This is a genomic window from Mesorhizobium sp. M0898 (assembly GCF_040319695.1).
Classification (GTDB): Bacteria; Pseudomonadota; Alphaproteobacteria; order Rhizobiales; family Rhizobiaceae; genus Mesorhizobium.
In genome coordinates, this window is the sequence record NZ_JAMYOE010000010.1 from 67721 (window position 1) to 88610 (window position 20890).

General features: G+C 62.5%; 21 protein-coding genes. 7 read left to right on the forward strand and 14 right to left on the reverse strand.

Features of this window, described 5'->3' with window-relative positions; genetic code table 11:
• Nucleotides 1-137: 137 nt before the first annotated feature.
• Nucleotides 138-503, reverse strand: coding sequence for a DoxX family protein (locus tag NKH90_RS13985; RefSeq protein ID WP_352819838.1), 366 nt, complete (start codon nucleotides 501-503; stop codon nucleotides 138-140).
• Nucleotides 500-865 (reverse strand): VOC family protein, encoded by a 366-nt coding sequence (locus NKH90_RS13990; RefSeq protein WP_352470699.1) that lies wholly within the window; start codon nucleotides 863-865, stop codon nucleotides 500-502. Before NKH90_RS13990 ends, NKH90_RS13985 begins: the two co-directional genes overlap by 4 nt.
• A 1145-nt stretch (nucleotides 866-2010) precedes the next feature.
• On the opposite strand from NKH90_RS13990, the gene NKH90_RS13995 reads away from it, so the two are divergent.
• A complete protein-coding gene (locus NKH90_RS13995) occupies nucleotides 2011-2442 on the forward strand; it encodes a VOC family protein (protein WP_352470564.1) in 432 nt (143 codons plus the stop codon).
• Nucleotides 2443-2589: 147 nt separating this feature from the next.
• On the opposite strand, the gene NKH90_RS14000 is transcribed toward NKH90_RS13995, so the two are convergent.
• The 5 genes from NKH90_RS14000 to ehuB are packed head-to-tail and all read right to left on the reverse strand — an operon-like array spanning nucleotide 2590 to nucleotide 6402.
• On the reverse strand, nucleotides 2590-3321 hold the full coding sequence (locus tag NKH90_RS14000) for a GntR family transcriptional regulator (protein ID WP_352819840.1): 732 nt from the start codon (nucleotides 3319-3321) through the stop codon (nucleotides 2590-2592).
• A complete protein-coding gene (gene ehuA, locus NKH90_RS14005; RefSeq protein WP_023717024.1) occupies nucleotides 3318-4097 on the reverse strand; it encodes an ectoine/hydroxyectoine ABC transporter ATP-binding protein EhuA in 780 nt (259 codons plus the stop codon). Before ehuA ends, NKH90_RS14000 begins: the two co-directional genes overlap by 4 nt.
• A complete protein-coding gene (ehuD, locus tag NKH90_RS14010) occupies nucleotides 4094-4753 on the reverse strand; it encodes an ectoine/hydroxyectoine ABC transporter permease subunit EhuD (RefSeq protein WP_023674259.1) in 660 nt (219 codons plus the stop codon). Before ehuD ends, ehuA begins: the two co-directional genes overlap by 4 nt.
• The gene (gene ehuC / locus NKH90_RS14015) at nucleotides 4750-5478 is read right to left on the reverse strand and encodes an ectoine/hydroxyectoine ABC transporter permease subunit EhuC (protein WP_352819842.1); all 729 of its coding nucleotides are present in this window, start codon (nucleotides 5476-5478) and stop codon (nucleotides 4750-4752) included. The genes ehuD and ehuC overlap by 4 nt, the downstream gene beginning before the upstream one ends.
• A 54-nt stretch (nucleotides 5479-5532) precedes the next feature.
• Nucleotides 5533-6402 carry an ectoine/hydroxyectoine ABC transporter substrate-binding protein EhuB gene (ehuB, locus tag NKH90_RS14020; RefSeq protein ID WP_352470567.1) on the reverse strand — a complete coding sequence of 290 codons (870 nt, stop codon included), beginning with the start codon at nucleotides 6400-6402 and terminating at the stop codon, nucleotides 5533-5535.
• 242 nt (nucleotides 6403-6644) lie between these two features.
• On the opposite strand from ehuB, the gene NKH90_RS14025 reads away from it, so the two are divergent.
• The 6 genes from NKH90_RS14025 (at nucleotide 6645) to NKH90_RS14050 (ending at nucleotide 14067) form a co-directional block, all read left to right on the forward strand.
• Entirely contained in the window at nucleotides 6645-7835 is a 1191-nt protein-coding gene (locus NKH90_RS14025; protein WP_352819844.1) for a M24 family metallopeptidase, read from the forward strand.
• Nucleotides 7836-7909: 74 nt separating this feature from the next.
• On the forward strand, nucleotides 7910-9058 hold the full coding sequence (locus NKH90_RS14030) for a M24 family metallopeptidase (RefSeq protein WP_352819846.1): 1149 nt from the start codon (nucleotides 7910-7912) through the stop codon (nucleotides 9056-9058).
• 10 nt (nucleotides 9059-9068) lie between these two features.
• Complete coding sequence (locus tag NKH90_RS14035; RefSeq protein WP_352819848.1) at nucleotides 9069-10325, forward strand: sarcosine oxidase subunit beta family protein; 1257 nt, start codon at nucleotides 9069-9071, stop codon at nucleotides 10323-10325.
• Between the two features lie 13 nt (nucleotides 10326-10338).
• Nucleotides 10339-10620, forward strand: a complete 282-nt coding sequence (locus NKH90_RS14040) for a sarcosine oxidase subunit delta (protein WP_352819850.1) — start codon at nucleotides 10339-10341, stop codon at nucleotides 10618-10620.
• Entirely contained in the window at nucleotides 10617-13571 is a 2955-nt protein-coding gene (locus NKH90_RS14045) for a sarcosine oxidase subunit alpha family protein (protein WP_352819852.1), read from the forward strand. The genes NKH90_RS14040 and NKH90_RS14045 overlap by 4 nt, the downstream gene beginning before the upstream one ends.
• The gene (locus tag NKH90_RS14050) at nucleotides 13564-14067 is read left to right on the forward strand and encodes a sarcosine oxidase subunit gamma (protein WP_352819854.1); all 504 of its coding nucleotides are present in this window, start codon (nucleotides 13564-13566) and stop codon (nucleotides 14065-14067) included. Before NKH90_RS14045 ends, NKH90_RS14050 begins: the two co-directional genes overlap by 8 nt.
• A gap of 65 nt (nucleotides 14068-14132) precedes the next feature.
• Here the strand turns inward: NKH90_RS14050 and NKH90_RS14055 are convergent, their stop codons facing one another.
• From NKH90_RS14055 to NKH90_RS14085, 7 genes are all read right to left on the reverse strand, one after another.
• Nucleotides 14133-14597 carry a cupin domain-containing protein gene (locus tag NKH90_RS14055; RefSeq protein WP_352819856.1) on the reverse strand — a complete coding sequence of 155 codons (465 nt, stop codon included), beginning with the start codon at nucleotides 14595-14597 and terminating at the stop codon, nucleotides 14133-14135.
• A 203-nt stretch (nucleotides 14598-14800) separates the two neighbouring features.
• The gene (locus NKH90_RS14060) at nucleotides 14801-15676 is read right to left on the reverse strand and encodes an aldose 1-epimerase (protein ID WP_352819858.1); all 876 of its coding nucleotides are present in this window, start codon (nucleotides 15674-15676) and stop codon (nucleotides 14801-14803) included.
• 5 nt (nucleotides 15677-15681) lie between these two features.
• Complete coding sequence (locus NKH90_RS14065) at nucleotides 15682-16482, reverse strand: FadR/GntR family transcriptional regulator (protein WP_352470576.1); 801 nt, start codon at nucleotides 16480-16482, stop codon at nucleotides 15682-15684.
• Between the two features lie 2 nt (nucleotides 16483-16484).
• Nucleotides 16485-17429 (reverse strand): ABC transporter permease, encoded by a 945-nt coding sequence (locus tag NKH90_RS14070; RefSeq protein ID WP_352540082.1) that lies wholly within the window; start codon nucleotides 17427-17429, stop codon nucleotides 16485-16487.
• A 53-nt stretch (nucleotides 17430-17482) separates the two neighbouring features.
• Nucleotides 17483-19003 carry a sugar ABC transporter ATP-binding protein gene (locus NKH90_RS14075; RefSeq protein WP_352819860.1) on the reverse strand — a complete coding sequence of 507 codons (1521 nt, stop codon included), beginning with the start codon at nucleotides 19001-19003 and terminating at the stop codon, nucleotides 17483-17485.
• A 96-nt stretch (nucleotides 19004-19099) separates the two neighbouring features.
• Nucleotides 19100-20083 carry a substrate-binding domain-containing protein gene (locus NKH90_RS14080; RefSeq protein ID WP_352470579.1) on the reverse strand — a complete coding sequence of 328 codons (984 nt, stop codon included), beginning with the start codon at nucleotides 20081-20083 and terminating at the stop codon, nucleotides 19100-19102.
• Nucleotides 20084-20113: 30 nt separating this feature from the next.
• Nucleotides 20114-20890: an SDR family oxidoreductase gene (locus NKH90_RS14085; protein WP_352819863.1), complete on the reverse strand. Its 777-nt coding sequence runs from the start codon at nucleotides 20888-20890 to the stop codon at nucleotides 20114-20116.

Here is a 20890-nt window from a genome sequence, read left to right on the forward strand (position 1 = left end):
CCGCGTTCAAAGCTGGCCGTTTAGGAGGTCACGCCGGAAGATCGGCCTTGCGGAAGCCATCAACGAAATGCCCAAGCAGCGCAGCGTCGTGGAATGGCTCTGTCGTGGTCCAGTGGCCCGCCGCCTCGAAACGATGATCACAGGCTAGTGGTCGCGGCGACAATCAACCCGCCCAAGACGGCGACATTGATGGTGAAGCCGGTACGAAGCGCTTCGTGTTCATCGCCGCTGTAGCGCCAGAAGTTGAGCGCCATGAACGACGCCGCAATGGTGAATACGGCCAAGGTCGCGGCGGGAAAGGGTCCACCAAGGCCCGCTGCTAGGCAAAAGCCGCCTGCGATCTCCAGCACCGATCCGGCCGCGAGAAGAGGCCTGGGAGCAGGAAAGCCCCGCTCGGCCAGGGACGCTGTAACTGCCCGGAACCTGAGGAAATGCTCGGCGCCCGTCCAGATAAAGATGCCGCCGAGCAAAACCAATCCAAGGTGGTGGAGGAACGCGATCATTCCTTGCTGCCGTCCTCGGTGTAAACCGCTAGCTCGTAACCATCCGGATCCGCGAAATGAAAGCGCCGGCCGCCGGGGAACCCATAAATCGGCCTGACGATCGTGCCTCCCGCTTCCTCGACCCGCTTGACCGTTGCCGGCAAATCATCGGCATAGAGAATGACGAGCGGGCCTCCTCCGGACCTCGCTGGGCCAGCGGCGAAGCCACCTGACAAGCGCCCGTCGTTGAACTCGCAATATTGCGTGCCGTAGTCAGTGAAGGTCCAGCCGAAGGCCTTTCCGTAGAAGTCGCGTGACCGCTGAATGTCTTTCACGTTGAATTCGACGTAGTCGATCCGTTGATCGTTGTTGTTGCTCATGATGCATACCTCTCGTGTGATGTACGACGGCGAAAGATAAGCACGCATCTCGCCTGCCGGATTGAACAAAACGGCCATCGACGTATGGCTTCACACGCCGCCGCCGAGGCGATGCATCTGACATGATTATTCACCTGCCCTCTTCCTTCCGGCCGGAAGAAACAACCGATTCTTGCAACCGTTTTCGATTGGCAGACGTTGTCGGTCGTGCAGATTGTTGTCTCGAGCGACGGCGGGCGCAGCCACTGCGTCGTAGGTTCACCGCCGGTAATCCGAAGAGGAGCGAGATGAGCGATCCCGTCCCAGCGCAGGCAACGGGTTCATTTCAGCAACGTCCAGCGTCGGCGCGGCTTCACGGGAGCTTTGCTTCGGTGTGGGCGCATCGAATGGACCCGGCGGGCGCACCGCCAATCGTCGTCATGCCCGATGCAACGATCGACCTGCAATGGATCGGAGGCAGCTTCCGAATTGCCGGCCCCGACAAGGAGCCGCAGACCGAGGTCCTGGCGGCAGGCGAGATCGTGATCGGCTTGCGCTTTCATCCTGCCACGGCGGCGGCATGGCTCGGCGTGCCACAAATCGAGCTTGTCGGCCAGAGGCTGTTGCTCGACGATTTATGGGGCGCGCGAGCCCGGCGCCTCGCCAGCCGCGTGCGCGCAGGCGACAATCTCGAGGATCTGGCCTGTTCGCTCGAACAGGTCGTCGCCGAGGAGGCGGCCTCCCGCGCGCCAGACGTTCCCATGCAGGCGGCATATCGCCTGATCGAGCGCGGGCCGCCACCCGACGCGCCGCTCGTCCCTTGGTTGATGCGCGCACTCGAGATGAGCGAAAGGACGTTGCGCCGGCGCTTCGACGAGAGCTTCGGCTATGGCCCCAAGACGCTTGCGTATCCTCCGCTACCAGCGCTTTCTGCGGCTTTCGAGCCAATCAAACAGCGCCACGGCCATCCTGGCAGCCGAGGCGGGCTATTCCGATCAGGCGCATCTTGTCCGCGAGAGCCGACGCCTGACGGGAAGCACCCCGCGACAGATTCATCACCTGCTGCAGAACGGGTGAAACCACGTCGCGCTCTTCATTGGCCGTTTTGTTCAATTCGTCACTGTCGCCCGACTTTATCCTGGTGTCTCCGACAACCAGAGGAGATCGCCATGAAACCGCGCATTTCGGTTTTGACTATCGCTGTCGCCAACCTCGAGAGTTCTCTGGCGTTCTACCGCGACGGTCTCGGCTTGCCGACGGAAGGGATCATCGGCCGCGAGTTCGAGCATGGCGCCGTCGCGTTCTTCACGCTGTCCGGCGGGTTGAAGCTCGCGATCTGGGCGCAGGACGACCTCGCCTACGACACTGGCCTGCCCAAGGCGCCGATCAGCTCGACCTCGTTCACAGTCGGACACAACGTTGTGCGCCGCGAAGAAGTCGATCAAGTGATGGATGAGGCCGCTCGCGCCGGAGCCGAGATCATCAAGCCTGCCCGGGACACGTTCTTTGGCGGATATGCCGGATACTTCCGCGATCCGAACGGACACCTGTGGGAGGTCGTCTGGAACCCCGCCAACATACCGAATGAGGACGCTCTCTGAGGGCAGGTATGGCCCTGTAGGATCGGGCCGTTCCGGTCATTCCCGGTGCTGGCAAAATTCTATCGGGATCGGGGCGGGCGGCCTGCTTTCCCTGGCAAACGAAGCCAGTTCGACGGCAGTCCACCAGCATAATCTTACGGGGGCTGATTATGTAGCTCTATCCAGATTCGCCTCGCCTGCATGGCGCATCATGCGGCGGAAGCTCATTGAGATATGCGCCCGCCTTATATGGCCGATGGACTCCCAGTCGCCGATCTCGGCGGCGGCAAGGACCTCTTCCATTTCGCGGCGGAATGCGGTGAATTCCTCGACGAGGCCCAATTGCGGCATCAGCTTCAGGACGACGCGCGCGACCTGAAAATACAGGCGCTCGCTGATCTCGCGCAGTGGCTGGTTGCCGGTCATCGCCGTGAGCTCGTAGAAAAAATCCATGTTGAGGCGCAGGAAAGCGCGCTGGTCGGGATTGAGTATATCGGCATCGCAGCGCGCGATGAGCGCCCGTATCCGGTCAAGATCGTCCGCCGTGCGCGGAATCGGCGAAAGCTTGCCGACGAGGAGCGCCAGTTCCAGGCGCAGATGATAGACCTGCTGCAATTCCTCGATGTCGACGTCGGTGACGATCGTGCCGACGCCGTGGACGGATTGAACCAGACCCTCGGATTCAAGGCGCGCCAGGACGCGCCGGACCGGCGTGCGGCTGATCTCGAATTCCTGGGCAAGTTCTTCCTCGGACAGGTGGCTTCCCGGCGCATAATCGAGCAGGCAGATGCGGTCGCGCAATATCCGGTAGATGCGCTCGAACCGCTCCCGCGCGGAGAGCGGGCGCGGCGGCGCGGCGGTCACCGTCGTGGGCGGCTTGGCCTCTGTCTCGATCGTCACCCAGCCTCCAGGACAGCGTGCAGGAATTGCCGTGTCCGCTCGTTCTTGGGAGCACCAAACAGTTCGCTTGGTGGTCCCTGCTCGCAGATCTTGCCTTGATAGAAGAAACAAACGCGGTCGGAAAACTCCTTGGCGAAGCCCATCTGATGGGTGACCATCAGCATGGTGAGATCATGCTCGCGCCCGATTTGCCTTATCACCTGCAGCACTTCGCCGACAAGCTCCGGGTCGAGCGCCGACGTCACCTCGTCGAACAGCATGATCTTGGGCCGCATTGCCAGCGCCCTGGCGATGGCGACGCGCTGCTGCTGGCCGCCGGAAAGCTGTGACGGATAGTGGTCCTTCTTCTGGGCCAGACCGACCAGCTCCAGCAGCTCGGCCGCTCGTGCCTCGGCGTCCGCCCGCTTCATGCCGAGCACCGTTATCGGCGCCTCGATGCAGTTCTGCATCGCCGTCATATGCGGAAACAGGTTGAACGACTGGAACACCATGCCGATCTTGGCGCGGATCTTGCGGATGTGGGCGAGATCGGCGGGAACAAGCTTGCCGTTCCTCTCCATATGGGTCAGCGGCTCGCCTTCGACCCAGATGACGCCGTCATTGATCGTCTCCAGCGTCATCAGCATGCGCAGCACCGTCGTCTTGCCCGAACCCGACGGACCGATGACGGAGACTTTTTCGCCGCGCGCTATTTCGAGATTGAGCCCGTCGAGAACGGTTAACGTGCCGTAGCGTTTCGATACATTGTCGAAGCGGACCATCGGTTGTTCAGTCATCGCGTGGTCCTCCTGTTGAGCAGCCCTTCGAGGGAGCGGATGAGCGCCGCCGAAACCAGGCTCATGGCAAGGAAAAACAGGCCGACCAGCGTGATCGGCTCGGTGTAGCGGAACGTTTCGGAGCCGATGATCTTGGCGGTCTGCATCAGTTCCATCACGGCGATTGCGGAAAGCAACGGCGTTTCCTTGAACAAGGCCACCAGATAATTGCCGAGCGCCGGAACGATCGGCGGGATCGCCTGCGGAATGATGATGTCGCGGAACGTCGTCCAGGACGAGAGATTGAGCGCGATCGAAGCTTCCCACTGGCCGCGATGGATGTTGTCGAAACCGGCGCGATAGACCTCGGAGCAATAGGCGGCGTAGTGAATGCCGATGGCCAGCACCCCGGCGGTGAAAGCGTCGAGCACGACACCGAATTTCGGAAAGACGAAATAGAGAAAGAATATCTGGATGAGCAGCGGGGTCGAGCGGATCAGCTCAACCAGCACCGAAATCGTCCAGCTGGTCCATGGCACGGCGATGCGGACAACGGCTAGCACCAGGCCGAGCGAGGCGGCAAGCGCAAAGCCGATCAGCGTCGCTTCGATGGAAATGACAGCGGCGCGAGCAAGCACCGGCAGGATTTCCAGGGCAAATCCCCAATCCCAGATCATGCCGCCTTCCCCCGCGCCAGTCCGAGCGACGCCCGCCTTTCGAGAAGCCGCATGCCGATGGTCACAACCAGCGACATTGCCAGGTACATCAAAAGAACGAGGGTGAAGATCGGAATGGTCTTGAACGTGTTCTGGTTCATTTGCTGCGCCTTGAAGGCGAGATCCGAAAGCGTGATCAGCGAGACCAGCGCCGTCGATTTCAGAAGCTCGATGAACAGATTGCCCCAGGGCGGGATCATCGCGACAAAGGCCTGCGGCAGGATGATCCGGCGCAACATCTGTGGGCGGCTCATGTTCAATGCCGTACACGCTTCCCACTGCCCGCGGGCGACGGACAGGATTGCGCCGCGCACGCACTCCGATCCGTAGGCGCCGACATTCAGGCCGAGCGCCAGCACTGCCACAACGAATGCGTTGATCGTGACGCCGAATTGCGGGAGCACGAAAAACAGCCAGAACAATTGCACCAGTGCCGACGTTCCGCGGAAGATCTCGACGTAAACCGTGGCCAGCCATCTGAGCGGCGTCGGGCCGTACATCCTTGCAAGTGCTGCAAGCACGCCCATGATAATTGCCAGCAGGCTGCCGAGGACGGCGATCTCGACCGTCAGGACCGCGCCTTGCAGCAGGCCCGGCATGAACACTCTATAGCTGTCCTGCGTTGCCAACGCGCCGATCACGACTAGCGCGATGACCAGCATGGCAATGAGCGTACGGATTCCCATGCGATTCCCCCGGGAAAAAAGGGCGGCGCTTTCGCGCCGCCAGCAGTTGGGAACCTATTTGCCAGCGCAGAGCTCTGCGGTGGTCTTGTTGGGCAGATAATCCTTGCCGAAGCCGAGTGGCTCGACCAGCGCGATATGCTCCGGCGAACCGATGAACTTCTTCAGCTCGGCGTTGAAAGCCTGCTGCAGGTCGGTGTCTTCCTTGCGGAAGCCGAAGCCGCCATGGCCTTTCACCGACTTGCCGGCGACCTCGCCGAAGGGCTTGGTCGATTCGACACCGTCGGCCTTCTTGGCCATGTCGGCGATCGAAAGGGCGGTAAGCGCGGCAGCATCGGCGCGGCCCGACTGGACGGCGGCGACCAGGCTGGACTGGTCGGGCAAGGAGACGATCTGCCCATCGGCAACGCCCGCTTCTTTGGCGAAGCCGCCTTCGACGGCGCCGGCCATCACGGCAAGCTTGAGATCCGGATTATCCTTGATGCTGGAAAAATCCTTGATGCCTTTCGGATTGCCTTTTGCCACCAGCATAGCCTCGCCGATGCCGTAGGACGGCTCGGAGTAGTTGATCTCGGCGCAGCGCTTCGGGGTGATGAACATGCCGGCGGCGATGATATCGAAGCGGCCGGCCTTGAGACCTGGAATGAGCGAGCCGAATTCGGTCAAAACACCGTCGACCTGCGGTATGCCCATCTTGGCGAGCACCGCCTTGGCGACTTCCGGCGCCTCGCCGGTCAGCTTGCCGTCTGGCGTGGCGTAACCGAACGGCGCCTCGTTGGCGAAACCGACGCGGATGTAGCCGTCCTTCTTGGCCCGTTCGAGGGTGGTTTCCGCGTGAGCGGACAGCGAGGTCAATGACGTCGCGGCGAGCGCGATGCAGGCAGCCGCTTTCACGACCATGCGGCGCGATATCGATGAATTGAACATGCTTTTCTCCCATTGGACAACTGTGGATGGTTCCCAGGGCGCGGCCTTCTTCGAGGTCGGCGCCTGCTTGATCAGACGTATACAACTGCCCTAGACATTTCGCAAGCAGAGATATAGAAACCATGTAAATTCGGCGATAATTCGTAGTTAGCCAACAAATTGACGTCGAGTTGTGCACAATTTGGGCCTGCTTGCCCATATTTTATCAAAGGGCAAGCGGCGTACTGGAAGGCAGGATTTCGGTGGCGACCGCGAAGGGCTTCGGGACATTCACGCAAGCGGAGTATGGGCAGCGCCTCGCCGGCGTGAAGACACGCATGCAACAAGCCGGCTTCGATCTCATCGTCTGTCAGGATCCAGCCAACATGTGCTGGCTGACCGGCTATGACGGATGGTCGTTCTACGTTCCGCAGTGCGTGCTCGTCCATCTGGAGGAGGACCGGCCGATCTGGTTCGGCAGAGCGCAGGATGCCAAGAGCGCACGCCTGACCACCGGCCTGCCCGAGACAAACATCGTGCCGTTCTCGGAACGGCTGGTGCAGCAGCCCGTCGAACACCCTTATGACGAACTCGCCCAACTGATCCGGTCGCGCGGCTGGGGAAAGGCCCGTATCGGCGTCGAGATGGACGCGCATTATTACACTGCGCGCTGCCACGCCCATCTTGTCGAGGGGCTGCCCGACGCGCATTTCGCCAACAACCACGATCTCGTTAACTGGGCGCGGCTGGTCAAATCCGAAGCCGAGCTGGTGCTGATCCGCGAGGCGGGTGCGATCTGCACGCATGCCATGAACCGCGCCATCGGGAAAATGCGGCCCGGTGTGCCTCAGAACCATGTCATTGCGGAAATCTATCACGCGCAGATCACGGGGGTGCCCGGAGCGGGCGGCGACTATGCCGCGATCTGTCCGCTGATGCCCGTTGGCGAGGGCACCAGCACGCCGCATCTGACGTGGTCCGACGCGCCGCTGCCGGACAGCGGCCCCGCCATTCTGGAGATTGCCGGCGTGAGGCGCCGCTATCACGCGGCGCTGACGCGGACCATACATTTCGGCAAGCCGCCGCTAGCCATCCTCGACATGGCCAAGGCAATCGTCGAGGGTGTCGACGCCGGCCTCGAGAAGGCGCGCCCCGGCTACACCGCCGAACAGGTGGAAGCCGCCTGGCAGGCAGTCCTGCGACGGAACGGGCTGAAGAAGGAAAGCCGGGTCGGCTATCCGGTCGGGCTCGCCTACCCGCCCGATTGGGGTGAACGCACTGCAAGCCTTCGTCCCGGCGATACTACCGAGATGCAGTCCGGGATGTGCTTCCATTTCATGGCCGGCGTCTGGCTCGACGATTTCGGCATCGCCATCTCGGAGTCGTTCGTCGTCACGGAACGCGGCGGCGAACGCCTCTGCGACGTGGCGCGCGAACTCATCGTCATCGACTGACATGGCGGCCAGGAAACCGGCTGCCGAAAAGACCATGCCCGCCAGCAAGCCGGCAACAAGCACGAGGACGCCCGATGGACCGCAATCCGTTTTCCGAAGCCGAAATCGCCGGCCGCCTGGCAAAGGTCCGTACTGCACTGATCGAGCGGGAGCTCGACGCGGCGGTGTTTGCCTCGCCGGAGAACGTCTTCTATCTCACCGGGCTTGATCACTGGGGGTATTTTGCCCCTCACCTGCTGATCGTTCCACTCCAGGGAAACCCCGTCCTGGTCACCCGCTCGATGGAGAAGGTGACGATCGAGAAGCAGGTGAAGGCAGCGGAATTCCGCGGCCACTCCGACAGCGAAACGGCGGCCGACCTTGCCGCGCGGGTGCTTGCGGAGCTCGGCCTGTCGGGCAAGCGGATCGGCCTCGAATACTGGACGGCCGGCCTTAGCCATGGACTTGCCGTGGCGCTCCAGACGCAAGCCGATGCAACGTGGAGCGATGTCTCCGGTCTGATCGACGAGATGCGGCGGGTGAAGAGCGCCGAAGAACAGGCGCTGATGCGGCGTGCCGCAAAGGTGACGGACGCCGCCGCCGGTGCCGCGATCGCCGCGATCTCCGATGGCGCTTCCGAACACGAGGTCGCCGCCCAATGTGTTTCGGCAATGATCCGCGCCGGCGGTCATGCGCCGGGCTTCGGACCGTTCATCCGCCCGGCCGCGCGCCTGGGTGAAGAGCACACGACCTGGGGCGACGGAATCTACCGCAAGGGCGAGCCGGTCTTTGTCGAACTGTCCGGGTGCATCTCGCGCTACCACGCCCCGCTCGGCCGGCTCGTTCGCATCGGCCACATCAGCGATGAAGACGCCGCAATGGCGGAGGTGACCGCCAAGGCCTTCAACGCGGTCGTCGAGGCGCTGCGGCCGGGCGCCAAGGCGCGCGATGTCTACGCCGCCTGGCAGGCCGTCGCCGACGAGGCCGGCCTTTCCCACTATCGCCGCCATCACTGCGGCTACCTTGTCGGCGCCGGCCAGCCGCCGTCATGGACCGGCGGCAATTCGGTGACCGGCTTGCGACACGATTCCGACCTCGAGATCGAAACGGGGATGAGCTTCCACATCCTGTCATGGCTGATGGGAACGGGTCGCGGCAATGACTTCGTCTCCAACACGGTGCTTTTGACCGACGCGGGCGCCGAAGTGCTCACCCGCACGCCGGCCGGCCCGATCGTTCGATAGGCCCGCACGCATGGCGCGCTACTCGGCACTCTCGATTTTCCGCAACGCGCTCGCCCGCCAGAAGAATTGGCAGCGCGCCTGGCGTGCGGCGGAGCCAAAACCGTCTTATGATGTGATCGTCATCGGCGGCGGCGGACACGGCCTCGCCACCGCCTTCTACCTCGCCGAGAACCACGGCATCCGTAACGTCGCCGTACTCGAAAAGGGCTATGTCGGCGGCGGCAATGTCGGCCGCAACACCACCGTCATCCGCTCCAACTACCTGCTCGACGGCAACACCCAGTTCTACGAATTCTCGATGAAGCTCTGGGAGGGCATGTCGCGGGCGCTGAACTTCAACGTCATGTTCTCGCAGCGCGGCCAGCTCGTCACAGCGCATTCGGCCGATCAGCTCGACGGCTTCAGCCACCGCGCCAATGTCATGCGGCTGAATGGCATTGATGCCGATATCCTCGACCGCGACGAGGTGCGCCGTCTCGTGCCCTATCTCGATTTTTCCGACACCGCCCGCTTTCCGATCCATGGTGCCATCTTCCAGGGCCGGGCGGGCACGGCGCGCCACGACGCCGTCGCCTGGGGCTATGCGCGCGCCGCCGACGGCCATGGCGTCGACATCATCCAGAACTGCGAAATGACAGGCTTCCTCCGCGACGGCGACAGGATCCTCGGCGTCGAAACGACGAAAGGCCGGATCGGCGCCGGCAAGGTCGGCCTCGCGGTCGCTGGCCACACGTCCGTGCTCGGTGCCAAGGCCGGCCTTGAACTGCCGATCGAAAGCCATGTGCTGCAAGCTTTTGTCACCGAACCGCTGAAGCCGTTGGTAGATCACGTCGTCGCTTACGGCGCCGATCATTTCTACGTCAGCCAGTCCGACAAGGGCGGACTGGTCTTCGGCGGCAATCTCGACGGCTACAATTCATACGCCCAGCGCGGCAATCTCGGCGTCGTGCGCGAGGTGGCGGAGGCGGCGATTGCTTTGATGCCGTGCATTTCGCGCGTCCGTCTGCTGCGCCACTGGGGCGGCGTCATGGACATGACTCCCGATGCCAGCCCGATCATCTGCCCGACGCCGATCGACGGCCTCTATCTCAATGGCGGCTGGTGCTATGGCGGCTTCAAGGCGACGCCGGCTTCCGGCTGGTGCTTCGCCCACACGATCGCCACCGGCAAGCCGCATCCCTTGATCGCGGCCTACGGGCTCGATCGTTTCCGCACCGGCCACACGCTCGATGAGGCCGGCGTCGGCCCTTCCGCCTGGCTGCAATAGGAGGCGGGACAAAATGCTGCGCATCGAATGCCCCTGCTGCGGCCCGCGCGACCATGACGAGTTCCGCTATGGCGGCGATGCCTCGGTCACGCGTCCAACCCATGACGATGCCGATCCGGAGGCCTGGTACCGCTACGTCTATATCAGGACAAACCTGGCCGGCCCGCACCGTGAATTCTGGCAGCACGTGACCGGCTGCCGGCAATGGCTGGTGGTCGAACGCGACACCCGCAACCACGCGATCGCATCCGTCGACTTCGCCAGGAAATCGACTGTCAGGAAACAACCGGCATGAGTTCGAACCGCAAACGCCTGCCAGCGGGTGGCCGCATCAGTCGCGAGGTGCCGGTAGACTTCACCTTCGATGGCCGCAAGCTGATTGGGTATCGCGGCGACACGCTCGCCTCCGCGCTGCTCGCCAATGGCGTCACCCTGGTCGGGCGCAGCTTCAAATATCATCGCCCGCGCGGCATTTTTTCCGCCGGGCCCGAAGAGCCGAATGCGCTGGTTACGCTCGGGAGCGCCGGCAGGCGCGAGCCGAACCTGCCGGCGACGACGCTGGAACTCGCCGACGGCATGGTCGTGGAGAGTCAGAACCGCTGGCCGTCGCTTGCCTTCGACGTGCAAAGCGTCAACGGCCTTTTCGCGCCGTTTCTGTCCGCCGGCTTCTACTACAAGACCTTCATGGGCCCGACGCGCCGCGCCTGGATGTTCTACGAACATTTCATCCGCAAGGCGGCCGGCCTGGGCAGAGCCGGCACCGGCCCCGATCCCGACCGCTACGAGGTTCATCATGCCTTCGCCGATGTCGCCATCGTCGGCGGCGGCCCGGCGGGATTGTCGGCGGCGCGGGCGGCCGCCGCGGCCGGCGCGCGGGTCGCGCTGATCGAGCAGGATTTCCTGCTTGGCGGCCAGCTTCTGGCGGAACCGTCCGACAGCGCAGCGGCCGCATGGCTGAGGCAGGCCGAGGCCGAGTTGGAGGGCTTCGAAACCGTCGCGCTGATGAAGCGGACGACCGCTTTCGGCAACTATGACGGCAATGTGCTTGGACTGGTCGAACAGCGCGATCCAACCGATCCGCAGCCGAATGGCGAGACACGCCAAACGGTCACCATGCTGCGCGCCCGCGCCATCGTTTTCGCCACCGGCGCCATCGAGCGACCAATGGTGTTCTCGAACAACGACCGGCCCGGCGTCATGCTCGCCTCGGCCGCGCGGACCTACCTCAACCGTTTCGCCGTCCTGCCGGGCAGGAAAATCATCGTCGCCACCAGCAATGACGGTGCCTGGCGCACCGCCTTCGATTACGCCGCAGCCGGCGCGGAGGTGACGGTTGCCGATCTGCGCGCCGTCCCGCCCGCAGCACTTGCCGCTGAAGCCGCACGGCTCGGCGTGGTGGTGCGGGCCGCAACGCGCATCGTCGACCTGCACGGCGGCCATACCGTCAGGCGCGTAACGCTCAATGGACCGGAGGGACAATCCTCGGCCGCCTGTGACGTGGTCTGCATCTCCGGCGGCTGGTCGCCAACCGTGCATCTCACCTCCCACCTCGGTGTCAAACCTGTCTATCGCGACGACATTGACGGCTTCGTGCCGGGCGTCTTTTCAGCCAGCCAGTTCGGCGCCGGCGCAATGATAGGAGCTTATGCGACCGCCGCTGCCGTCGAGCACGGCCATCGCGCCGGCATCGAAGCGGCAGCCTCCTGCGGCAAGTCGGCGCCGGTGCCCGCTCCATCGAAACTCGATCTCGGTGAGACCGCCTCGACCGTGCTTCGTGAAGCCCTGCCCGCTGGACGCGGAAAGGCCTTCGTCGATTTCCAGATGGACGTGACGACCGGGGATATCGAGCTCGCCCATCGTGAGGGCTATGAATCGGTCGAGCATCTGAAGCGCTACACCACGCTCGGCATGGGCACCGATCAGGGCAAGACCAGCAATTTTCCCGCACTTGCCGCCATGGCAGCGCTGCGCGGCGCAACGATTCCCGAGACCGGCACCACGACCTTCCGCCCGCCCTATACGCCGGTGGCGATCGGCGCGCTTGCCGGACGCGCCGTCGGCCATCATTTCAAGCCGATCCGCCGCACGCCGATGCACGACTGGCACATGGCGAATGGCGCCGAGATGCTCGAGGTCGGGCTCTGGATGCGGCCCTATTTCTACCGGCAGTCGGGCCGCGACGTGAACGAGGCCTATGTTGCCGAAATGCGTACCGTGCGTCAGGCCGCGGGGCTGATGGACATCTCCACGCTCGGCAAGATCGATGTCCAGGGCCCGGATGCGGCAATCTTCCTCGACCGCGTCTATGCCAACGGCTTTGCCAAACTGGCGATAGGCCGCGCCCGCTACGGCGTCATGCTGCGCGACGACGGCATCGTCTTCGACGACGGCACCACGACGCGGCTAGCGGAAAACCGGTTCTTCATGACCACTTCGACCGCCAAGGCCGCCGATGTGCTGTCGCGTCTCGAATTCCTGCTCGACACGGCCTGGCCGGATTTGCGCGTGGCCGTTACCTCGGTCAGCGATGAATGGGCGGCGATGTCGGTTGCCGGGCCCAACAGCCGCGCAATCCTCGGTGTTGCTTTTCCTGGTCTCGACGTTTCCGACGCGGCGCTTCCGCATATGGGGCTACTCGAAAGCGAGTGGCAGGTCCGTGGGCTCCGCATCCTGCGCCTCAGTTATTCCGGCGAGCGCGCTTACGAAGTCTATGTCGGCGCCACTGCCGGTGAACAGCTCTGGAGCCGCTTGCTCGAAGCCGGCAGACCCTTCGACCTGAAGCCTTACGGTGTCGAGGCGCTCGGCGCGCTGCGGGTCGAAAAGGGCCATGTCGCCGGACCGGAGATCGATGGGCGCACGACGCTCGACGATCTCGGCCTCGGCCGCATGGCCGGCAAGCGCAGCGGCTTCGTCGGCGATGTACTGCGCCGCCGCCAGGCGTATCAGGCGCCTGAGCGCCAGCGGCTGGTCGGACTGGAATGCGCCGAAGACGGCAAGCGCCTCCGCGGCGGGGCGATCCTGTTCCTGCCGGACGACAAGATCGAGGGCCATGGCCGCGGCCGGGTGACCTCGATCACCTTTAGCCCAGAACTCGACCGCTATGTCGGATTGGCCCTGCTTGCCGGTGATGTCGCGGCAGAAGGAAGCGAGGTCGTGGCGGTCTATCCGATGAAGGCCGAAACGGTTCGCGCCCGCGTTGTCTCGCCGGTATTCATCGATCCGCAGGGAGAACGGCTGCATGGCTAGCTTGACCTCTTCTCGGGATTTCAGTCTGTCCGTGGCGGATTGTCCGCTTATCCAGATCGAGGGCTGGGACGCGACACTGAGACAATTCGAAAAGAGCGTCTCGGCGTCGCTCAACACGAAACTTCCCGCTTCGGTGGGAGAGACGGTTCGCCACAAGGGCCTTTTGACCATCCGCGTTGCACCTCGCCGCCTTTGGCTGGCTCTCGACGAAGGCGCAGAAGCGCCAGCCCTTGTCGTCGACCCCGATCTCGGCTGTTCCGTGCCCCTTGGGGAAGGTCGTGTTCGTTTGAAAATGGCCGGCCCTGGTATCGCAAGGCTTCTGTCCGGCTGCATTGCCGTCAACTGGCACGCGCCGACCGCCGCTCCGGGCCGCGCCGTGCAAACATCCTTCCATCACGTGCCCGTGCTCTTCCTGCGCACCGGCGAGACCGCGTGCGAACTCATCGTGCCGCGAAGTTTTTCGCGAAGCCTCTCGGATTGGATTGCCGACGGCTAGCCAATACCGGTTCCTCGGGCAAGGGCCGGCTTTAGCGGCGGTCCAAGCCGCCATCACGAAGCCATCTACTCTCTTGCCGGCCAGTCCTGCAGGAGCGTAATCCCAAACTTCGGCGCGGCTAATTTGAGCCGCTCGATATCGGCAGGCGTCGGCGGCCCGACCACCTCTCCCTTGCTGCGTTCATGGCCACCTTCGGCGAGAAACTGCTCGAACACACTTGGCGTGTCTATCAGGATATAGCGAACGAGCTGATTGCCGGGATTCATAAGCTGGTGCGGGATGCCCCGCTTCAAAAACATGCTCTCGCCGGGCGAGAGCGTTCGGACCACACCGTCCACAATTGCGGTCAGGTGCCCTTCGATGACGTAGACCGTCTCGTCGTCATTCGCATGAACATGGATTGGCGTTTTGGTGTGCCCGTCGCTTCTGTTTTCGAAGAGACTCAACAAGCCTCCCGTCTGTTCGCCGGAGACCAGTCGCTTCATGACGATGCCCGCGAGCACGAATTCTTTTGGTTCAACATCCGTCATTGATCCAATCCTGCCAGGCACATTTGGTGGGCCGTCAAGCAGACGAGCTGCGCAGCGACATCCGGCAAACGTCGAACTGGCTCGCGGGTTCCCGGTCGCCGGAGTTCCCTCTTCTCAAGCTCCGTTTGGACGAAAAGACGGCTTCGTTGTCACCGGACATGCAGGCCGACATCCGCCAATTCGAGGGCGCCGCAGAGGTCCGCCTAACTGACGGCAAAGCTGCAACGGGCTGCCAGGCTCTCGCCGGGCCCAAGCACCGACAGTCCATTCCATTTGTCGATCGAACCCCGATTATGAGCATCGACAACATGACTGACCGGTTCAAAACAGAAGAAGTCGCTCTCGTCCGATGGCGAATAGACCAGGTACAAATTCAAGGGCGATGAAGCTTCAATCCGCAGGCTGCAACTGTGCTCTGGCCAAGATATGGAGGCGACACCATCCCAGCCAGCGAACACATTGTTTATCCATCCGCTCGGCAAGGCGGCCGGGGCGCCGAAATTCCAATCGGGACGGGTTTTGACATCCACACATCGTTCAGGGAGATGGTTGGGCCGTTCGAGGCAAACCTGTGATGCCGCGGCGTGAAGCGTGGTCAACGCTGTTCTCGGGAACCATGGATGGATGCCAAGCCCGAACGGCAATCTGATCGATGCCCGATTGACGATGCGAAGTTTCAGCTCGAGCCCCTGTCCGGCCAGCGCGTAGCTCACCTCGGCGCGATATCGGTATGGGCCGGGCCCGTTGCTGATGAGCGACAGCTTTGCGTTGTCCTGCGTTACGCTGTCGACGTCCCACTCGCTCGAAAATCCATTGCCGTGAATGGGAAAGGGCTCGCGTGCAACATTGGCAGGCAGTTCGTGGAATTTGCAGTCGAATGTGAACCCGCCGCCCGAGATGCGATTTGACCATGGCAAAAGCAGGTTGCAGGCAAGGTCGAACGGGTTGCTGCTCCCGCCGTTCGGCCAAGGCCTGAAGAGCGGCACGCGTCCATGGTCCAGTCTCGCAAGACCTGCCCCAAGCGATGGGACGATTTCAGCAGACAGGTCTCCGCTTCTGATCTTGATCGTCCCGACCATCCGCTTCAGACGGTATTGGCCTTGGCAGCGGCGATCGGCTGTTGATGGCGGCCTTTGCGAGCCACTGCAAGAAGGTCGTTCGACGCGATCCCGATGAGCGCCTTCATCTGATCGTGTGCATCGTCGGCCCTCCGCATCCTGATTGCCTCCAGCACGTCGCCATGCGCGCTCAGCGTCTGCTGGTAATTAGCGGTGGCCGATGTGGTCAAGCGGAAGGAGAAGCTGAGGGCGGCCGCAAGCATATTGCCGAGATTGGCGAACACCGGGTTGCGGCTGGCACGCAGGATGGCCGTATGAAACCTGACGTCGGCATCGAGACACGCAGCGAGATCATCCTGCGGAGCAATGCGCATGGCTTCATAGGCCGCTTCGATGACCGCGAGATCGCCTGACGTCGCCATCTTGGCCGCAAGTTGGGCGGCAGCGGGTTCAATGACCAGCCGCGCCTCGATCAATCCTCGGACGAAATCGAGATCGGGCTCGATATCGCGCATCCATTCCAGAACCTGTGCATCCAGCCTGTTCCATTCGCTCGACACGCGCACACGCGTCCCGGCCCGCTTGCGCGCCTCGATCAATCCTTTCGCCGAAAGCGTCAGAAGAGCATCGCGAAGCGCGGTGCGGCTCGCCCCGTAGATAACGCAAAGCTCGGCTTCCGTCGGCAGGACGGAGTGCTGGGCGTAGGAACCGGCGAGGATGCGCTGTCCGAGATCGCGTGCGATGCGATCCTTGAGCGATGACGTGGTGCCATCTGCGGCAGGAATGTCCTGCTTGCCTTGGCCAGTCGAAGCGATCGCCGCGTCCATCGTCATGTCCTGTTCAAGTGGTACTCGGCAATTACCACAGCAAGTATCAGCAGCGAGCCCTTGGCAAGCAACTGATAGAAGGTTGGCACGGACGTCAGTATCATTCCGTTGTTGAGGACGCCAATGATGGCGACGCCCAGCAGTGCGCCGACGATCGTGCCCTTGCCGCCCTGCAAGGCGCAGCCACCAAGAACGGCCGCTGTGATGGCCTCGAGTTCCAGGCCTTGGGATCCGGATACGGGCTGCCCGGAGCCGGTACGGGCAGCCAACAGAATCCCGGCCAATCCGGCCGCCACTCCACTCATGATGTAGATGCCGACGCGGTAGCGGTTGATGTCGATGCCGGAGAAGCGTGCGACAACGGGATTGCCGCCCAGGGCATAGATGTTGCGGCCAACGATCGAGCGGGCAAGGAAGAGATGGAACACGATCGCGGTCAGCAAGAGAATCCAGATCAGCAGAGGCAGGCCGAGGATTCGTCCGATCCCGATGAAGCGGAAAGTCTCGCTGAAAATCGCGATCGATTGCCCGTCGGACATGATGAACGCGATGCCGCGGAAGATCGCCATCGTACCGAGAGTCGCGATGACAGCGTTGACCCGCCCATAGGTGATGATGATGCCGTTCACGAGGCCGGCAAGACCGCCCAGGACCAGGCCGGCAAGAATGCCCGCGGCGGGTGATCCGGTGGCCTGGATGGCCATTGCCGTCGATACTGTGGTCAGACCGACAATTGCGCCGACGGCAATATCGAGCCCTCCGGCGACAATAACCACGGTCTGGCTCATCGCCAGAACGCCCAGGATGGTAATGCCTAGACCGATGTTCAGCAGGTTTCGGCTGGAGAAGAACACGTCGCCTCTCAGGGTGCCGAAAATGAGCACGAGAATGGCGAGAGCAACAAGAAGGCTTATGTTGTGAATGCCGATGCGCTCTGCGATGCGCAAGGAAGCGCGCCTTTTGCCGGTTTGCGTTGTTGCTGTCCTGAGCTCAAGGCTGTTCACTGAATTTGTCCTCCAAGCGATGCTGCAGATTGAGGCATGGCATGTCTCAGGATCGTGGCCTCGTCGATGTCAGGGCGGGAAAGTTCGGCCGTGATCCGGCCTCCAGCCATAACAAGCACCCTGTCGGCCAGCCCGATCAGTTCCGGCATTTCCGAGGAAATCAGGATTATGCCGATGCCGCTGGCGGCGAGTTCGTCGATCAGGCGATAGATTTCCGCCTTGGCGCCGATGTCGATGCCGCGGGTCGGCTCGTCGAGGATGAGAAGCATCGGCTGCCGCGCAAGCCAGCGCGCGAGAACGACCTTCTGTTGGTTGCCACCCGATAATTTCGAAACCTGTTCGTCGAGGTTAGGCGCCTTGATCGACATCTTTGCTGCAAGCGGTGAGACGATCTCCAGTGCCTTGCGCCGGTTGAAGAAGCCGAAGGTCGACGTTCTGTCGGGCACGCAAAGCGAGGCGTTATCAAGAATGCTTCGGAACAACAGCAGCGCCTCGTGCTTGCGGTCTTCCGGGGCAAAGCCGATGCCCGCCACGATCGCTGCATGCGGACTGTTAGGGCCAACGGGCACACCATTCATCGTTATGGTTCCGTCGAGGCGCCGATCATAGCCGACAATCGCCTTTGCCAGTTCGGATCGACCCGCACCCATAAGGCCGGCAATGCCGAGCACCTCGCCACGGCGGACCTTGAGGCTCACATCGGTGACGTGGTCGGTGGTCAGGCCCGTCACCTCCAGCAACGGTTGCCCCGATTGCCACGTCTCGCGCGTAAACAGATCGGCTATGTCGCGGCCGACCATGAGCTTGGCTATGGTCTGCTCGCTGGCACCGGCAGCGGGGGAATCATCGACCAGCCGGCCGTCCCGCAAGACGACAATGCGATCCGCAAGGTCGATGACCTCGTTCAGCCTGTGAGAGATGTAGACGATCGAAGTGCCCTCGCCGCGCAGCCGGCGAATTACTGAAAAAAGACGGCGCGCTTCGTCGTCGGTCAGTGACGAGGTCGGCTCATCGAATGCGATCAGCCGGCCGCCGGCACGTATGGCGCGCATGATTTCGATCATCTGGCGCTGTGCCGGACCGAGCGTGCTGCAGAGTTGACGCGGCAGCATATCCTGCTGCATGCCGAAGGTCGCAAGCACCTTATCGGTCTGCTCCTCGAGCCTGTGCCAATCGAGCAGGACGCCTGCCAGCCGCGGCAGTTCGCCGACGAAAATGTTCTCGGCCACGGTCAGGTTCGGAACGATCTCCGGCTCCTGATGGATGACGCGTATTCCGGCTCTGTGGCTGTCGCGCGGTTCGCTGAAAACGATCGGCGTGGAGCCATGCAGCACGGTGCCGGTGTCCGGTGCGAACACGCCCTCGAGAATTCGCATCATTGTCGACTTGCCGGCGCCATTCTCGCCAACCAGGGCAAGCACCTCTCCTGGCCGAAAGGCAATCGAGACATTGTCGAGCGCCTGCACGACGCCGAAGCGCTTCGATATCCTGTCGAGCGAGAAGAAATCCGATTGCATCAAAAGCTCACTCCCGAGGACCGATCCGTGTGCCCGTCGACGAACTGCCCGCCCAAAGAGCGTCATGCGCACTGCGGCGCATGACGCATATCTGGTTCAGTGGCAGAGCTTGGCTTTGTAGTCCGACGCAAAATTGTCGGCGGTGATGTATTCCGGGTCAGTGAAGGATTGAACGGGAAGCTTCGTTCCGTCCTTGATGGAGGCTAAGAGAATCTTCACCGCCAGCGCGCCATGATTTTCCGAATTGAGCCACATCGTACCACGGAACGCCGAGGGCTTTCCGGATCCGAAGGCATCGCAGGCGCGGCTACCGTCGATGCCGATCCCCATGCCCTGGTCTGCGGAATAGCCGGCATTCTCCAGTGCTCGCGCACCACCCAGCACGCCGTCATCGTTGCATGAATAGAATATCCAGTTCGTGACGCTGGGATTGGCCGTCAGTGTGGTGGTCATCACGTCGATGGCGTTGACCATCGTGTTGTCGTAGGGGACGCGAACGATGTTGCCCGGCTTGAAATCGGGCACCGCCTTCAGGAACGCTTCTTCCGCGCCCTTGTTGCGCTGCATGCAGGTATCGGCCTTGCGGTCCTCGATCGAGGCGATGCGCACCTCTTTGCCCGCCCAGCCTTCAGCCTTGTAGAGCTTGGCAAGCTCTTCGCCCACCCGCGCACCGATATTGTAAGCATTCATGCCGACATAGGGGACCTGGGTGCCATCCTGGTAGTAGATATCGTCGTCCACCGCCACCAAGGGAATTTTTGCGGCCTTTGCTTTCTCCGCGATGACCGGTCCCAGTGCCTTGTCGGGGACAACGATGGCGATGCCTTTCACGCCATCGCCGACCATCGTATCGAAGGTCGTGATCGTCAAATTGGCGTCGAACTGAACGTCCTGCGACACGAACGCGGCCCCTGCCGCCTCAGCCGCTTTCTTGGCGCCGCCGACTTCGGCGACGAACCATGGGTGGTCTCCCATCTTGTTGATGTAGCCGATCTTGATGTCGTCTGCGCTTGCTGCGCCACTCATCAGTCCGGCAGCCAGTACCGCAAATGTCGCCAAAGCCTTTGTTGTGGTTTTCATGAAGATCCTCCCTGAGCTCAATGGTGGTTGCTAGTCGTGGTAGAGAACCGAGCGCCCACCATCGATGGTGATCGTCTCGGCATTTATGAACGGCGCTTCGTCCGAAGCGAGGAAAACCGCCGTCATTGCAACCTCGTCCGGCCGGCCAATTCGCTTGGGCGGATGGAGGTCGTAGGCTCGCCGCTTCTCCTCGGCGGGGTTCGGGAATGTGTTCCAGTAGGCTTCCGCGATCGGCGTCTCGATATAGCCGGGTGCTATCGCGTTCACCCGGATACCGCGTGCGGCATATTCGATGGCCAGCGAACGGGTCAGGCCCAAAAGTGCATGCTTGGCGACCGGATACGGGAACGTATGGGGAATGATCTGGAAGGCGTGACAGCTCGCTATGTTGACGATGGACCCCGAGCCCTTCGCCAGCATCGTCGGCAAAACCGCCTTGGCGCAGAACCACGCGGCCTGGAGGTCGAGCTTGAGGCAGCGCTCCCATTCCTCATCCGGCATCATCAATGGTTCGTAGAAGACGTTGGCACCGGCATTGTTGACCAGAATGTCGACGCCGCCATAGGCCGTGATCGTGCGGGCGACCATGTCCGCGACCGCCGATGCGTCGGTGACGTCCGTCTCGATGAACAGGGCGTCCGCGCCCTGGGCACGCAATTCGTCGGCGACCGCTTGGCCGCTTGCCGCATTCAGTTCGGCAATGACGGTCTTTGCCCTATGTGTTGCAAAGGCGCGGGCGATGGCGGCACCTATGCCTTGGCCGGCGCCCGTGACGATTGCGATCTTTCCTTGCAGCCGGCCTGCCAT

What these genes read in the sequence shown, in the direction of transcription:
- ehuB (WP_352470567.1), bottom strand. Translation starts at nt 6,402, where the DNA reads ATGTTCAATTCATCGATATCGCGCCGCATGGTCGTGAAAGCGGCTGCC.
- NKH90_RS14050 (WP_352819854.1), top strand. Translation starts at nt 13,564, where the DNA reads ATGGCTAGCTTGACCTCTTCTCGGGATTTCAGTCTGTCCGTGGCGGAT.
- NKH90_RS14080 (WP_352470579.1), bottom strand. Translation starts at nt 20,083, where the DNA reads ATGAAAACCACAACAAAGGCTTTGGCGACATTTGCGGTACTGGCTGCC.
- NKH90_RS14060 (WP_352819858.1), bottom strand. Translation starts at nt 15,676, where the DNA reads ATGGTCGGGACGATCAAGATCAGAAGCGGAGACCTGTCTGCTGAAATC.
- NKH90_RS14030 (WP_352819846.1), top strand. Translation starts at nt 7,910, where the DNA reads ATGGACCGCAATCCGTTTTCCGAAGCCGAAATCGCCGGCCGCCTGGCA.
- NKH90_RS14085 (WP_352819863.1), bottom strand. Translation starts at nt 20,890, where the DNA reads ATGGCAGGCCGGCTGCAAGGAAAGATCGCAATCGTCACGGGCGCCGGC.
- ehuD (WP_023674259.1), bottom strand. Translation starts at nt 4,753, where the DNA reads ATGATCTGGGATTGGGGATTTGCCCTGGAAATCCTGCCGGTGCTTGCT.
- NKH90_RS14040 (WP_352819850.1), top strand. Translation starts at nt 10,339, where the DNA reads ATGCTGCGCATCGAATGCCCCTGCTGCGGCCCGCGCGACCATGACGAG.
- NKH90_RS13985 (WP_352819838.1), bottom strand. Translation starts at nt 503, where the DNA reads ATGATCGCGTTCCTCCACCACCTTGGATTGGTTTTGCTCGGCGGCATC.
- ehuC (WP_352819842.1), bottom strand. Translation starts at nt 5,478, where the DNA reads ATGGGAATCCGTACGCTCATTGCCATGCTGGTCATCGCGCTAGTCGTG.
- NKH90_RS13995 (WP_352470564.1), top strand. Translation starts at nt 2,011, where the DNA reads ATGAAACCGCGCATTTCGGTTTTGACTATCGCTGTCGCCAACCTCGAG.
- NKH90_RS14065 (WP_352470576.1), bottom strand. Translation starts at nt 16,482, where the DNA reads ATGGACGCGGCGATCGCTTCGACTGGCCAAGGCAAGCAGGACATTCCT.
- NKH90_RS14035 (WP_352819848.1), top strand. Translation starts at nt 9,069, where the DNA reads ATGGCGCGCTACTCGGCACTCTCGATTTTCCGCAACGCGCTCGCCCGC.
- ehuA (WP_023717024.1), bottom strand. Translation starts at nt 4,097, where the DNA reads ATGACTGAACAACCGATGGTCCGCTTCGACAATGTATCGAAACGCTAC.
- NKH90_RS14055 (WP_352819856.1), bottom strand. Translation starts at nt 14,597, where the DNA reads ATGACGGATGTTGAACCAAAAGAATTCGTGCTCGCGGGCATCGTCATG.
- NKH90_RS14075 (WP_352819860.1), bottom strand. Translation starts at nt 19,003, where the DNA reads ATGCAATCGGATTTCTTCTCGCTCGACAGGATATCGAAGCGCTTCGGC.
- NKH90_RS14045 (WP_352819852.1), top strand. Translation starts at nt 10,617, where the DNA reads ATGAGTTCGAACCGCAAACGCCTGCCAGCGGGTGGCCGCATCAGTCGC.